The following is a 12,872-nucleotide window of genomic DNA, read 5'->3' on the forward strand; positions in this document are numbered from 1 at the left end:
GCAACTAAAAATAGTTGCAAATAAAGAAAAACGTGCTATACTGGAAGTAGGATGAGGATATGGGGCAGAAAGAAAAGCTGATCGAGCGGCTGAAAGCCAAGCCAAAGACTTTTACCTTTGATGATGCCGAAAGCCTGCTGCGATATTTTGGGTATGAGCGCTCCAACAAGGGCCGTACCAGCGGTTCCCGCATTGTGTTCGTATCGGAACAGTATCCACCGATCTTGATGCATAAACCCCATCCCCGAAAAGAACTGCTGGAATATCAGGTCAAGCAATTGATTCAAATTCTGGAACAGGAGGGACTTCTGTGAATAACACGATGGAGTACAAGGGCTATGTTGGCAGTGTGGAGTTCTCGGAGGAAGATGGCCTGTTTTATGGCAAGGTCATGGGGATCCGGGCTCTGATCTCTTACGAGGGCAGCACCGCTGCAGAGCTGGTAAATGATTTCCACGGTGCAGTGGATGATTATCTGGCATTGTGCGAGGAAAAACACACCGAACCGGAACGTGCCTATAAGGGGAGCTTCAATGTCCGCATTTCCCCGGAATTGCACAAGCAGGCGGTCATTTTTGCAATGGCCCACAATATGAGTCTGAACAGTCTGGTGGAAAATTCCATTGAACAGGCTGTCCATGCAGGCTGAAAATCAAACAGAACGGGAGCTGACTGATATGTTGACTGCAAAAGAACTGCTGGGCCGTGCCCAGGCGCTGGAACCCCAGCTGGTGGAGTGGCGGCGCACCCTGCACCGTCACCCGGAGGTGGGCTTTGATCTGACCCAGACCAAGGCACTGGTGAAAAAGGCCCTGACCGAGATGGGCTACGAGCCCAAGGATTGCGGCAAGGCCGGTGTCATTGCGCTGGCAGGCGGCAAAAAGCCCGGCAAAACCATCCTGCTGCGGGGCGATATGGATGCCCTGCCCATTCAGGAGGAATCCGGCGTGGATTACGCTTCCGAGGTGCCGGGCAAGATGCACGGCTGTGGCCACGATATGCACACGGCAATGATGCTGGGTGCTGCCCAACTGCTCAAGGAGCACGAGGATGAGATCGAGGGCACCGTCAAGCTGGAGTTCCAGCCCGCCGAGGAGATCTTCCAGGGCTCCCCCGATATGATCGCCAACGGCCTGCTGGAAAACCCCAGCGTGGATGCGGCAGTCATGTTCCATGTGCTGGGCGGAATGCCCATTCCCGCCGGTGTGGTGCTGGTGCCTGCCTGCGGCGGCATCACCATGGCAAGCTGTGAGCAGTATCACATCATCGTCCACGGAAAGGGCGGCCACGGTTCCATGCCGGAAAAATGCATCGACCCCATCACGGCGGCGGCACACATCCACATTGCCCTGCAGGAGATCAACAGCCGGGAGCTGGATGCCCACAGCTTTGGCGTGTTCACCACCGGCCGCTTCCAGGCAGGCGCGGCCTCCAATGTCATCCCGGACAGCGCGGAGATGTGGGGCACCATCCGCACCACCGACCCCGAGGGCGCAGTGACGGAGCTGCTGCACAAGCGGATGACCGAGATCGCACAGGGGGTGGCTACGGCTTACCGCTGCACCGCCGAGATCACCTTCAGTGATTACTGCCCCTGCATGGTGGTGGACAAGGAGCTTGCCGGCAACGCCCTGACCTATATGGGTGAGCTGCTGGGCAAGGGTGCAATGGATATGACCCCGATGACCGGCGGCAAGCCCGGCGGCGGCAGCGAGGATTTCGCGTTCGTCAGCCATGAGGTGCCCACCGTCAGCATGTTCCTGACGGCGGGCAACGCCAACGAGGGCTACACCTACGGCCAGCATCACCCCAAGGTGAAGTTTGATGACAGCGTCCTCTTTGAGGGCAGCGCGGCCTATGCCTATATGGCCCTGCGCTGGCTGCAGGAGCACAAGTGATCGGATAAAAACAAAGACCTCCTCTGGAAAACGGCCAGAGGAGGTCTTTCTATATGATGGGCAAAAAGGCCGAGCAACGGAAAAGCCTTTGCCTTATGAATCTGTCTTGTCTGCCTGCTCGATCAGGCTTCCAGGAACACTTTGCGCAGGGAGGTGTTGGTCTCCACGATCTTCACCAGCAGCACGCCCAGCACGGTGCAGCTGATGAGCTCACCGATACCGACGGAGATGCCGTTGGTGATGCAGGCCAGCCACAGCGGAGCGGAGGAAGAGGGATCGGGGAACATGACGGCGATCTCAATGCCGATGATGACCGCATTGAAGAGCACGGGCGGCAGGGAAGGCACGATGGCCAGACCCTTGAAGCGGACGTTCCGCAGTTTGTAAGTCACAACACAGGCCAGCAGGGTGGCCAGGGTGCCAAAGATAACATCCACGATGGTGGAGCCCAGCAGGTTTGCCAGGAAGCAGCCCAGCACCACGCCCACGATGTACTCGGCACCGAACACGGGCAGCAGGCAGAGGGCCTCGGCAACACGCACCTGCACCGCACCGTAGGAGAACGGCTGCAGCGCCATGCAGAGCACCACATAGAGAGCTGCGACCACAGCGCAGCGGGCCAGTTTGCGGACAGTAAAATTCTGATTCATAACAATACTCCGGCGGATGAATTTTGACCGCACAGGGACCGCCAGCCCTATGGGTTTGGCCCGGCATGGTTCGAGACACGTCGGGGAGCCTAAAATCCTAAGTTGCTCTTTCAGGTTGCCGCACAAAAGCACAGCAAAAGGGAGTATAGCATAAATTGCCGCAAAATGCAACGGCCTGCAAACAAAAAAGAACTGCCGCGGCGGGCAGTTCTCAGAAAAAACTCAGCGTGTGTGGCCAACGTAGACCAGAGCAATGGTATCGGGGCCGGTGTTGGCGGAAACAACGCCGCCCAGCGGGAAGGTGATGAGCGGGTCCTTGCCGAACGCCTTGCGGCAGGCCTTGATCAGATCATCCTTCTGGGGAATGTTGGTGTGGCCGATCATATAATCAAAGTCCTCCACACCTTCGCTGCGCTTTTTGGCCAGCTCCACCATGGCGGGCACGACCTTGTCATCACCGCGCACCTTGGCCTCCACTTTGGTCTTTCCATCGATCAGGGTGATGATGGGGCGGATGCCCATCAGCTCGCCCATGACGGCGGCGGCGGCAGAGATGCGGCCGCTTTTCTTCATCTGCTTCAGGCTGTAAGGTCCGAGAACGATCTCCATCTTGTCCATCTGGGTCTCGAACTCCTGAATGACGTGGCTGATCTCCGCACCGTTCTGCAGCTTGCGTGCCATCTCGCAGATATACCAGCCAAAGGGCATGGAGTAGGTGTGCGGGTCCAGCAGATGGATCCGCAGGTGGTGCTCCGGGCGCTCTTCCCGCAGCATCCCCTGAGCCATCACAGCGTTGTTGTAGGTGGAGGAGCCGCTGCGGTTGATGGGTACATGGATCACATCGGTGTAGCCCTCGTCCACATACTGGCAGTACTTTTCGCAGAACTGGATGGGGGTGATGGCAGCCGTGGAGGGAATGCCCTTGGCGGCGCGCATCTTTTCGTAGAACTCCTCATTGGTGCAGCTCTCACGCTCGATATAGTCTACATCATCCAGCAGGATGTGAAAGCTCATAATATCAATGCCGTACTTCTCGGCCAGCTCCTGCGGGATATCGCAGGAGGAATCGGTCAGGATCGCGATCTTGCTCATAATGTCCCTCATTTCCATTCATATTCTCGCAGGCGGCCATGATCCAGCAGCTCCGGAAAATCCCACTGGCGCAGGACCTCGTACACACCCACAGCCACACTGTTGGAAAGGTTCAGGCTGCGGCAGGTATCCCGCATGGGCATCCGGATGCAGTGCTCCTGATTGGCCGCCAGCAATGCCTCAGGCAGGCCGGCATCCTCCCGCCCGAACACGAGATAAGCCCCGTCCGGGTACTGGATGTCGGTGTAGCGCTGGGGCGCTTTTGTGGTAAAGTAGTAGAACGGGCCTTTGTTCCGGGCAAAGAAATCCTCCAGCCCATCATAGTAATTGATGTCGAGGTAGTGCCAGTAATCCAGCCCGGCATGCTTGAGCTTTTTGTCATCGATGGCAAAGCCCATGGGCCCCACCAGATGCAGGCGGCAGGCCGTGCAGGCACAGGTGCGGGCCACGTTGCCGGTGTTCTGGGGGATACGCGGCTCTACCAGAACGATATTCAGGGTCGGTTTTTCGCTCATGGCGGCCTCCTCAGTCATTCCAGCTCACCGGGCAGAGCCGGGGCAGCAGGGGCTCGAACCAGACACCGTACCGGGTGTCCTGATCGGCGGGGGTCTGCTGAATGGCCAGCGAGACGAACTCGGCGGCGTTGTCGGCAGCGGCGCTCAGGGCGTTGCCCTGGATCAGTGAGCCAATGAGCACGGCACCGTACAGATCACCCGTGCCCGGGAAGCTACGGCTGATGTGCAGTTTTTTGATGACGAAACGCTCGCGGCCGGAGCCTGCGCAGCCGATGTACTTGCCCAGTGCGAGGCCGGTGACCACCGCGCTGGGGGCCAGCGTCAGCAGCTCGTCGGCCAGCGCCTGAGCGGAAGCGTCATCGAATGCGTCGGTCTGGGGCTCCCGCTCCAGCAGCAGGGCGGCCTCGGTGGCGTTGGGCAGGATCAGGTCTGCCCGGCGGCAGAGCCCGCGCATCCGGTCGATGAGAGCCGGGGTCACTGTGGAGTAGGCCTTGCCGTTGTCCCCCATCACAGGGTCCACCACCTTGCGGGCAGCGGGCCAGAGATCGAACGCCTTTTCGGCCAGCGCCACCTGCTCCTCGCCGCCTAAGTAGCCGGTATAGATACAGTCAAACTCCACACCCAGCTCCCGGTAGTGCTTCAGAGCGGCCAGCCCGTAGGCGGCACCGTCCAGCCGTGCCGGTGTGCCCAGACCGCCCGTGTGGGTGGAGAGCACCACGGTGGGCAGGGCCACAGGCTGGCAGCCCATAACGGACAGCACCGGCAGGATGACCGCCAGGCTGCACCGGCCCATGCCGGAGAGGTCGTGAATGCAGAGAATTTTTTTCGGTTCAGTCGGTTTCAACAAAAAGGATCCTCCTTTGCGCCATCCACGGGCCGCACAGGGCCCAGTTTCTCAGCGTATGATACAGTATACCACATTTTGCGGGACAAAAAAAGCGCATACCGGATTCTTTACAGGAAATACTAGCCACAGCGGCAAAAAATCACACAGTGGAAAGGAGAGAGCCACATGAAAAACACAAATCGTCAGCCTTCCTCCGGCAGTGTTCTGCTGGGCATGGCGGCAGGCGCGGCCCTGGGGGCCGTGGGCACCATGGCAATGGCACAGAACCAGCGGCAGGTCAAGCGCACCGCACGCAAGCTGGCCAAGGGCGCGGAACGCGCCATGAGCCAGCTGGACACCATGGTCACGGATCTCGTGGAGCGCAGGATGGATCTGTGAGGGCAAACAAAAAGGCAGGGCCCGTGGGCTCTGCCTTTTTGCTTGCCATTTACTTTTGGTTCCAGATACACATCCGGGCACTGGTGTTGATCTCGCCCAGGACTTGCAGGTCCATCTGAATGTTGCAGGTCACAAGGACCGATTTGTTCACATCGCTGCCGGTGAGCACCGAGGCGGGCAGGTTCTTGATGGTGAGCACCGCCGTGGCCTTGTTGAAATCACCGGTCAGGGTGCCGTCGTAGGTCACATCGCCGATGGTCAGGCCGGACAGATAGCCGGTGACACCCAGCTTGGATACCTGCATGACCGGCAGGGTCAGGGTGTAAGTGCCGTTGGCCTGCCGGGTGAGGGTGGCGGTGCGGTTGGAATCGATGCCGCTGTTGGCCATGGATTCCTTATCGGAGCGTTCCTTCCAGAATTTCACACCGACATTCTGGCTGCTGGCGGCACCGGCACTGACAGCCAGCACCAACAGCAGTACCAGCGAGATCAGCGCTGCGCCGGAGCGTTTGAATGTATTTTTCATAAAGATCAACCTTTCCTGGCCGCGCGTGTGCGGCCTGCTCTGGTGTCCTGTTGGGGCAGAACACAGGGTTTGTCAACGCCAAAATATCACGCCAGCGATAATATGTCAATCTGCTTCGTGAGTTTTTCACAAAAAAGTTTCACTTATAAAATCAAAAGTAGAAAAAATATCCGCTCCCCTGTGCGGGAAGCGGATATTGTAAAACCTCTCAGGCGCTTTGCACCAGATCCCGTAATAGGGGAGGCAAGCCGCAGGTGACGGAGAGATTACAGCTCAAAATTGGGGTCGTCCTTCAGAACGTGGATCTCGCTCATATAGGGGCTCTGCTCAGGGTCAGTGAAGGGAGCTTCCTTCATATACTTGTTCAGCTGGATAGCGGTGCGTGCGGGGTCGGCAATGGTGCCGGCACCGCCGATGCAGCCGCCGGGGCAGCCCATGCCCTCCAGCAGGTAACCGTTGTACTTGCCGGCCTTGGCCAGCATCAGCAGCTTCTTGCAGTCGGCCAGACCCTGTGCGGATGCGATCTTGACCTCCATATCGGGGTGCCATTCCTTGATCTTGTTGGCAACGGCATTGGCAACGCCGCCGGACTGTGCAAAGCCGCGGCCTGCAGCAGAGGCGGAGCAGAGTGCTGCCTCGTTCTCATCCACTTCCAGCAGATCGATGTCCAGATCCTTGCCCTCGATGATACCGGCCAGCTCCTCAAAGGTCAGCACAAAGTCCACGTCAGAGCGGACGGTGCGGCGGGAAGCTTCCAGCTTCTTGGCGGCGCAGGGGCCGATGAAGCACATGCGGGCGGTGGGGTCTTTCTGCTTCATCATGCGGGCGGTGAACACCATGGGGGTCATGGTCATGGAGATGTTCTTGGCCAGAGCGGGGAAGGCGGTCTTTGCCATCATGCTCCATGCGGGGCAGCAGGAGGTAGCCATGAAGTCCAGCTTCCCGGGAACTTCCTCCAGGAAGTCGTGGGCCTCGTCCACGGTGCACAGGTCAGCACCGATGGCGACCTCCACGACATCGTAGAAGCCGATGGCCTTCAGGGCAGCCTTCAGCTTGCCGGTGGAAGCCAGAGAGGGGAACTGGTTGACGAAGGCGGGAGCAACCAGAGCGTAGATGCGGTCGCCGCGGTTGAAGCCCTGGATCAGCTGGTAGATCTGGCCCTTGTCGGCAATAGCGCCGAAGGGGCAGTTCACCAGACACTGGCCGCAGGAAACGCACTTGCTGTAATCGATCTCGGCACGGCCCAGCTCGTCAGAGTGGATAGCACCCATGCCGCAGGCAGCGGCGCAGGGACGCTCGGTCTTGACGATGGCGTTGTAGGGGCAGACGGTGGCACAGCGGCCGCACTTGATGCACTTTTCCTGATCGATGGTGGAACGGCCGCTCTCCCAGGTGATGGCCTTCTTGGGGCAGACTTCCATACAGGGGTGGGCCAGACAGCCCTGGCACAGGTCAGAGACCTTGACCAGCTTCTCGGGGCAGCGGTTGCAGGCGAACTTGATCACATTCACCAGCGGGGGATCATAATACTTATCGGCAATGGAAGCATCCTCCAGGCCCGAGACCACACTGTTGTGCTCGTCCATGCGGCGGGTGGGCAGGCCCATGGCCAGACGGACGCGCTCCTCGACGATGGCGCGCTCCAGGAAGATGTCCTTGCGCAGCTTGCCTTCCTCACCGGGGATGATGGTGTAGGGGATCTTGCGCATCAGGTGGTTGGCCTGCTCGCCCTTGACGTTGGCGTAAGCCATGCGGGCAACCTCGGTAAACACCTGACGGCGGATCTGAATGACTGTGGTATTGATTCCTCGAAAACTCATTCCAATCTCTCCTTGTTCAGAAACAGAAAACATCCCGCCCCACACTGGACTGCGGCAGGCGGAATTTGCTTTGCTCCGGGCCGGCTGGTACCGCACCGCTGCAACCGGCGCTCCGACCCAGATATCCAGTTTTATTTTAACATAAACGGGCCTGCGTGAAAAGAGAAAACTTCAAATATGTTAAAGAATTAGCAAATGGTACAGGATGTACAAGATTTAACGAACTTTTTTAGCAGAGTGCTGCACGGACGCGTTCGCCATCGTACTCGCCCAGCCTGACGTGAACGATCTCGCCGCTCTTGTGGCCGGGGGCAGAGACCACCACCGGGATGTACAGCCGGGTGTAGCCTGTGAACAGCGTCTCGGAGAGGGGTGTTTCCAGCAGGACCTCGTCCTCGGTGCCGACATGGGCGGCCAGCACTTCCCGGCGGACCTCCTCGGCCAGCGCGTTCATCTCGCGGCTGCGGGCCTGCTTCTCCCGCTCGTGCACCTGCGCAGGAAAATCATAAGCCGGGGTGCCGCTGCGGCGGGAGTAGGGGAACACATGGACCTTCAGGAAGCCGATCTTTTTGAGGAAGGCACAGCTTTCCTCAAAGTCGGCCTGGGTCTCACCGGGGAAGCCGCAGATGCAGTCGGTGGTAAAGCTGACAGGGCGCTCCCCATAGGCGGCGCGGATCTGATCCACCACCTGGGTGTACTGCTCCGCGGTGTAGACCCGGCGCATCCGGCGCAGGGTGGAGGTGCAGCCGCTCTGCAGGCTGAGGTGGAACTGGGGGCAGAGCTTTTCCACCGCTGCCAGCCGGGTGATGAACTCCGGGGTCAGCATGTCGGGGTCCAGGCTGCCCAAGCGGATCCGCTTGATGCCCTCCACCTGAGCGCATTTTTCCACCAGCTCCACCAGATTGGTCCCGGTGTCCAGACCGTAGCTGGGCAGGGAAATGGCGCTGAGCACGACCTCGCGGTAGCCGGAGGCGGCCAGCTGGCGCAGCTCCTTCAGGATGCTGTCTTCGGCGCGGCTGCGCACCGGGCCGCGGGCGCGGGGGATGACGCAGTAGGCACACTGGCGGTTGCAGCCATCCTCCACCTTGATAAAGGCGCGGGTGTGGGTCTCGAACCGCTCCACGGGCAGCTCCTCAAACAGCTCGCCCCGCTGGTGGGGCGTAACGGCAACGATGCGCTCGTGGCCGTCCAGCAGCTTGAGCACATTGTCCAGGATGGCCTTGCGGTCTCCGTTGCCGCAGACGAGGTCAGCCTCCATGAACTGGGCAGCCTCCTCGGGGAAAGCCTGAGGATAGCAGCCGGTGAGCACGGTCACGGCACCGGGATTTTCGCGCTTGGCGCGGCGCAGCCACTTGCGGCTCTTCTGGTCGCCGAAGTTGGTCACGGTGCAGCTGTTCACCACAAAAACATCCGCTTCTTCGCCCTCCGGCACGATGGTGAAGCCAGCGCCCCGGAACATCTGCTCCAGCGCGCCGGTCTCGTTCAGGTTGACCTTGCAGCCAAGGGTATAAAAACAAACTCGCATAAAGATCCTCTCAGATGAACGGCCTCACCCTCTCCGTCAGCGCTGACGCGCTGCCACCTCTCCCGAAGGGCGAGGCTTTGGCAATCCATGCAAAGTTACTGGTTTTGTCAAAAGCTCTCCCTTTGGGAGAGCTGGACGCGAAGCGGCCTGAGAGGGTGAGCCAGCTAAAGTGTTTATAAACTCTCCTATTATAGCAGATTTTCATCCCGTAGAAAAGGGCATTGACCCCTCTTTTTTTGCATAGAATGCAACCAGAGACTTTACGCGGGGAGGTACGAGGAATGGAACGGAGAAATTTGGCCCTGCTCTGCGCGGGGGTGCTCTGCTTCTGGCTGTTTGCGCTGGCTGTGGGTACGGCACAGGGGGCCGGGCTGCGGGTGGCCATTGGGGGAACGGGACCGGCAGTGCAGGCGGATGCCCCGGCGGTGCTGGCGGCGGCACTGGCCAACAGCGGGCTGCAGCTGGAATGCCGGGCGGCAATCCTCATGGAGCCGGAGACAGGCCGGGTGCTCTATGAGAAAGCACCGGATGAGCGGATGCCCATTGCTTCCATCACCAAGCTGATGACCCTGCTGCTGACCTTTGAGGCCATCCGCGATGGAAAACTGACCCTCGATACCCCCGTGCCGGTGAGCGAACACGCCTACCACATGGGCGGCAGTCAGATCTGGCTGGAGCCCGGGGAGCAGTTCACGCTGGATGAGATGCTGCGGGCCATCTGCGTTTCCTCAGCCAACGATGCCGCTGTGGCAGTGGCCGAGCTGGTGGGCGGCAGCGAGCCGGTGTTCGTGGAACAGATGAACGCCCGGGCGGCGGAGCTGGGAATGACCAACACCACCTTCCGGAACGCCTGCGGGCTGGACACCGAGGGCCATCTCTCCACGGCGCGGGATGTTGCCGTTCTGAGCCGGTACCTTCTCAATACCTGCCCGGAGCTGCTGCACTATACCGGCATCTGGACGGACAGCCTGCGGAACGGCCAGACCCAGCTGGTGAACACCAACAAGCTCCTGCGCCGGTACAGCGGCATCACCGGGCTCAAGACCGGCACCACCAGCGGGGCGGGGGTCTGCATCAGCGCCAGCGCCACCCGGGACGGCCTGACCCTGATCGCCGTGGTGCTGGGGTCACCCTCCAGCGCCGACCGGTTCCACTCCGCAACCACCCTGCTGGACTACGGTTTTGCCAACTATGCCGCCGCCCCGCTGCCCACCCTGCCGGAGCGCCCGCTGGCGTTGGCCGTAAAGGGCAGCGCCGAGGACAGCGTGCCGCTGGATTACGCCGCCCTGCCCGAGACGATCCTGATAGAGAAGGAAACGGCCTCTGCCCTGCGGGCTGAGCTGACCCTACCCGAGGCGCTGGAAGCCCCCGTGGAAAAGGGGCAGACAGTGGGAAAGGTGAGCATTTTTCAGGATGATACCTTATTGAATGAATACGAAGTAAAAGCGGCCGCGGATGCCCCGCTGCTGACCTTTGGCGGCGCGCTGGAGCTGCTGTGGCAGTGCCTGCTGGGAGCATAGCGGACAAAAGAAACACATCACCGAATAAAAGCGGTTAGCAGAAACAAAGCAGCGTTGGCGGGCCTGAACAAAAGATGTCAGGACAGCCAAAAGAACACTATTAAAATTGTATGAAATCCGGGGATTTTGGCCTTGACTTTGCACGATTGGAACGGTACACTTATACTAACAAAACCCTCAGGGAGCACGTCCCGTAAAAACGTTTGGAGGTTCTGATAGAATGAGCGTCGTTCTGAATACAAAGCACCTCTCCGGTTTTATCAACGAAGAGGAATATAAGGCCATTTATCCTCAGGTGGAAGCGGCTCACAACCAGCTGGAAGCCAAGAATGGCCCCGGCAATGATTTCCTGGGCTGGATGTACCTGCCCCGCGATTACGACAAGGAAGAGTTTGCCCGCATCAAGGAAGCTGCCAAGAAGATCCGTGAGGACTCTGAGGTGCTGGTGGTTGCCGGCATCGGCGGCAGCTATCTGGGTGCCCGCGCTGTGATCGAGGCCGTCAAGGGTCTGTATCACAACGAGCTGGAGGATGGCCCCAAGATCTACTTCTGCGGCAACAGCATCAGCCCCAGCTACCTGAATGATATCATTGCTCTGTGCAAGGGAAAGAAGTTCTCCATCAATGTCATCTCCAAGTCCGGTACCACCACCGAGACCAGCCTGGCGTTCCGTGTTCTGCGCAAGCTGCTGGAGGATGAGATGGGTGTTGAGGAAGCCAACAAGCGCATCTATGCCACCACTGACCGTGCCAAAGGCACCCTGAAGCAGCTGGCTGACGCGCAGGGCTGGCCCACCTTCGTGGTTCCTGACGATGTGGGCGGCCGCTACTCCGTTCTCTCCGCTGTGGGCCTGCTGCCCATCGCTGCCGCCGGGATCAGCATCGACGAGCTGATGAAGGGCGCAGCCGATGCCATGGAGCGCTTCTCCGTGCTGAGCCCGGACAACGACGCTTACAAGTATGCCGCCATCCGCAACATCCTGTACCGCAAGGGCAAGGCTGTTGAGATCCTGGAGTGCTACGAGCCCAACTTCACCCTGATGAACGAGTGGTATAAGCAGCTGTTCGGCGAGAGCGAGGGCAAGGACAACAAGGGCCTGTTCCCCGCAAGCTGCATCTTCTCCACCGACCTGCATTCCATGGGTCAGTTCATCCAGGAAGGCTCCCGCATCATGTTCGAGACCATCGTGGATGTCAAAAAGCCTGCGCAGGATCTGTTCATCGACGAGCTGAAGGGCAACTTCGACGGCCTGAACTTCCTGGCGGACCAGAATATGAGCGTGGTCAACCGCAAGGCCATGGAGGGCACCATCCTTGCCCACACCGACGGCGGCGTGCCTGAGGTACTGATCGAGGTGGACGACCTGACTGCCTATAATGTAGGCTACCTCATCTACTTCTTCTGGCGTGCCTGTGCATGCAGCGGCTACCTGCTGAGCGTGAACCCCTTCAACCAGCCGGGTGTCGAGAGCTACAAGAAGAACATGTTCGCTCTGCTGGGCAAGCCGGGTTACGAGAACCTGACCGCCGAGCTGGAAGCAAAGTTGAAGTAAGCAGGAAACAAAAAATGATCTCCCGCCGCAAGGCGTGGAAAATACAGGAGGACAGAACTATGATTAAACTGATTGTTGGTACCAAGGGCTCCGGCAAGACCAAGGCAATGATCGACCAGATCAATGACGCGGTCAAGACCTCCAAGGGCAACGTCGTCGTCGTGGAAAAAGGCATGAAGCTGACTTACGACATCGCCCCCGCTGCACGTCTGATCGATCTGGATGAGTATAAGATCGCCGGCGGCGAGATGCTGTACGGCTTTGTTGCCGGCCTGATGGCAAGCAACTACGATATCACCGACCTGTACATCGACGGCATCCTGAAGGTGCTGGATCACGATATCAACCGTCTGGGCGCTGTGCTGGACGAGATGGCCGCCATTGCAGGCGATTCCGTCAAGGTCACTGTTACTGTCAGTGCTGACGAGGCTGCTCTGCCCCACGACGTGAAAAAGTACCTGTAATTTTCTGAACTGAGCGCATTCCAACGGGCAGGAAACCGGAAAATCAAAATTTTTTCGGTTTTCTGCCTGTTTTGGTGTTGACAAA

General features: G+C 59.2%; 14 protein-coding genes and 1 riboswitch. Of the genes, 7 read left to right on the forward strand and 7 right to left on the reverse strand.

Annotation, left to right across the window (positions count from 1 at the left end):
* The first annotated feature begins 59 nt into the window (after positions 1–59).
* The 3 genes from MTP42_RS03640 to MTP42_RS03650 are packed head-to-tail and all read left to right on the forward strand — an operon-like array spanning position 60 to position 1,898.
* The gene (locus MTP42_RS03640) at positions 60–314 is read left to right on the forward strand and encodes a type II toxin-antitoxin system HicA family toxin (RefSeq protein ID WP_097770846.1); all 255 of its coding nucleotides are present in this window, start codon (positions 60–62) and stop codon (positions 312–314) included.
* Positions 311–649, forward strand: a complete 339-nt coding sequence (locus MTP42_RS03645) for a type II toxin-antitoxin system HicB family antitoxin (protein ID WP_117505747.1) — start codon at positions 311–313, stop codon at positions 647–649. Before MTP42_RS03640 ends, MTP42_RS03645 begins: the two co-directional genes overlap by 4 nt.
* Positions 650–677: 28 nt before the next feature.
* Positions 678–1,898: a M20 metallopeptidase family protein gene (locus tag MTP42_RS03650; protein WP_227622315.1), complete on the forward strand. Its 1,221-nt coding sequence runs from the start codon at positions 678–680 to the stop codon at positions 1,896–1,898.
* A gap of 122 nt (positions 1,899–2,020) precedes the next feature.
* Here MTP42_RS03650 and MTP42_RS03655 read toward each other — a convergent pair whose 3' ends face one another.
* The 4 genes from MTP42_RS03655 to MTP42_RS03670 form a co-directional block, all read right to left on the reverse strand.
* Complete coding sequence (locus tag MTP42_RS03655; protein ID WP_035394114.1) at positions 2,021–2,548, reverse strand: QueT transporter family protein; 528 nt, start codon at positions 2,546–2,548, stop codon at positions 2,021–2,023.
* A 7-nt stretch (positions 2,549–2,555) separates the two neighbouring features.
* Positions 2,556–2,656, reverse strand: a riboswitch (PreQ1-III riboswitch).
* A gap of 114 nt (positions 2,657–2,770) precedes the next feature.
* Entirely contained in the window at positions 2,771–3,658 is an 888-nt protein-coding gene (locus tag MTP42_RS03660; RefSeq protein WP_330221138.1) for a DegV family protein, read from the reverse strand.
* The gene (locus MTP42_RS03665; protein WP_035394116.1) at positions 3,649–4,155 is read right to left on the reverse strand and encodes a tRNA (cytidine(34)-2'-O)-methyltransferase; all 507 of its coding nucleotides are present in this window, start codon (positions 4,153–4,155) and stop codon (positions 3,649–3,651) included. Before MTP42_RS03665 ends, MTP42_RS03660 begins: the two co-directional genes overlap by 10 nt.
* Positions 4,156–4,165: 10 nt before the next feature.
* Positions 4,166–4,999: a bifunctional hydroxymethylpyrimidine kinase/phosphomethylpyrimidine kinase gene (locus MTP42_RS03670; RefSeq protein WP_243138700.1), complete on the reverse strand. Its 834-nt coding sequence runs from the start codon at positions 4,997–4,999 to the stop codon at positions 4,166–4,168.
* A 168-nt stretch (positions 5,000–5,167) separates the two neighbouring features.
* Here MTP42_RS03670 and MTP42_RS03675 point away from each other — a divergent pair, with 168 nt between their 5' ends.
* Entirely contained in the window at positions 5,168–5,380 is a 213-nt protein-coding gene (locus MTP42_RS03675; protein ID WP_005932932.1) for a hypothetical protein, read from the forward strand.
* 49 nt (positions 5,381–5,429) lie between these two features.
* Here MTP42_RS03675 and MTP42_RS03680 read toward each other — a convergent pair whose 3' ends face one another.
* The 3 genes from MTP42_RS03680 to mtaB all read right to left on the reverse strand — a co-directional run bounded on the left by MTP42_RS03680 (position 5,430) and on the right by mtaB (position 9,251).
* Positions 5,430–5,906: a pilin gene (locus MTP42_RS03680; protein WP_117505748.1), complete on the reverse strand. Its 477-nt coding sequence runs from the start codon at positions 5,904–5,906 to the stop codon at positions 5,430–5,432.
* 266 nt (positions 5,907–6,172) lie between these two features.
* Complete coding sequence (locus MTP42_RS03685; RefSeq protein WP_215666418.1) at positions 6,173–7,726, reverse strand: 4Fe-4S dicluster domain-containing protein; 1,554 nt, start codon at positions 7,724–7,726, stop codon at positions 6,173–6,175.
* A gap of 229 nt (positions 7,727–7,955) precedes the next feature.
* Positions 7,956–9,251, reverse strand: a complete 1,296-nt coding sequence (mtaB, locus tag MTP42_RS03690; protein WP_249257997.1) for a tRNA (N(6)-L-threonylcarbamoyladenosine(37)-C(2))-methylthiotransferase MtaB — start codon at positions 9,249–9,251, stop codon at positions 7,956–7,958.
* A 281-nt stretch (positions 9,252–9,532) separates the two neighbouring features.
* On the opposite strand from mtaB, the gene MTP42_RS03695 reads away from it, so the two are divergent.
* The 3 genes from MTP42_RS03695 (at position 9,533) to MTP42_RS03705 (ending at position 12,787) form a co-directional block, all read left to right on the forward strand.
* On the forward strand, positions 9,533–10,771 hold the full coding sequence (locus tag MTP42_RS03695) for a D-alanyl-D-alanine carboxypeptidase family protein (RefSeq protein ID WP_269076664.1): 1,239 nt from the start codon (positions 9,533–9,535) through the stop codon (positions 10,769–10,771).
* A 220-nt stretch (positions 10,772–10,991) separates the two neighbouring features.
* The gene (locus tag MTP42_RS03700; RefSeq protein ID WP_249257998.1) at positions 10,992–12,323 is read left to right on the forward strand and encodes a glucose-6-phosphate isomerase; all 1,332 of its coding nucleotides are present in this window, start codon (positions 10,992–10,994) and stop codon (positions 12,321–12,323) included.
* Between the two features lie 59 nt (positions 12,324–12,382).
* Positions 12,383–12,787 (forward strand): hypothetical protein, encoded by a 405-nt coding sequence (locus tag MTP42_RS03705; protein WP_035394124.1) that lies wholly within the window; start codon positions 12,383–12,385, stop codon positions 12,785–12,787.
* Positions 12,788–12,872: the final 85 nt, after the last annotated feature.

Origin of the sequence: Faecalibacterium sp. I2-3-92, from assembly GCF_023347315.1 — a bacterium.
Lineage (GTDB): Bacteria > Bacillota > Clostridia > Oscillospirales > Ruminococcaceae > Faecalibacterium > Faecalibacterium duncaniae.